Here is an 841-nt window from a genome sequence, read left to right on the forward strand (position 1 = left end):
AGCGCGTAGATGGCGTCGACCGTGGCCCGCACGTCCGTGTCGGCGGGCAGCGCGCCCCGGGTTCGGGCGTCCCCGATGATCTCGGCGACGGCGCCGCGCAACGCCTTCAGCCCGGGATACTCCGGTCGGCCGCGAACCGGGTGCTCGTTGCTTTCGGCGCGGACGGCGCGATCGAATGCGGCCAGATGCGGATGCTCGCGCATCAGCCGGCTCGCCTCGTCCAGCACCGCCGCGAGGCGATCGACCACGCCGCCGGGACCCGCGGCGGCCGCGCGCAGCCGCGGCAACGCGACGTCGGTCCGCGCCGCTATCGCGGCGTTGATCAGCTCCGCCTTGTTCGGAAAGTAGTTGTAGAGGCTGGCGCTGGTGACGTTCGCGGCCCGGGCGATCTCACGGATGGTGGCGCCCGCGTACCCGAATTCGGCCACGCAGCGCATGGTGGCAACGACGATCCGCTGCCGCGTCTCCTCGCCGCTGGCGCCGACCGGACGTCCCCGTTGCGCCCGCGTCACCATGCTGTCCTCACTCGCGCGTCCCGTCCGCCGGCTCCCGGTCCCCGACACGGTCGAATATAATCGAGTGATCGATTAGTTCCGGCTTCGCCGCGGAGGTGCGTAGTGCGTGATGGACGGAGCTGCGGCGGGCTTCCCGCCGCATGAGCGTCACGCCGCCGCAATTGGGTCGGCCGGTGGGTGCCGACGGTGAGCAGACCCGGGCCCGCATCATCACCGCCGCGATGCGATGTGTGGCCGAGAATGGCTATTCGCGCACCACGATTCGCGAGATCGCCCGGGCGGCCGACGTCACCAGCGGCAGCCTGTACCACTACTTCCCGAACAAG

2 protein-coding genes are annotated in these 841 nt (G+C 70.9%); one reads left to right on the forward strand and one right to left on the reverse strand.

Annotated features, from left to right (window positions below; all coding sequences use genetic code 11):
* On the reverse strand, positions 1–512 hold a 512-nt coding region (locus A9X04_RS24935; protein ID WP_156764528.1), incomplete at its 3' end, for a TetR/AcrR family transcriptional regulator.
* Between the two features lie 143 nt (positions 513–655).
* Between A9X04_RS24935 and A9X04_RS24940 the strand changes: the two genes are divergently transcribed.
* A partial coding sequence (locus A9X04_RS24940; RefSeq protein WP_156764483.1) for a TetR/AcrR family transcriptional regulator occupies positions 656–841 on the forward strand: 186 nt, incomplete at its 3' end.

It is taken from the genome of Mycobacterium sp. E3247, assembly GCF_001667785.1.
Classification (GTDB): domain Bacteria; phylum Actinomycetota; class Actinomycetes; order Mycobacteriales; family Mycobacteriaceae; genus Mycobacterium.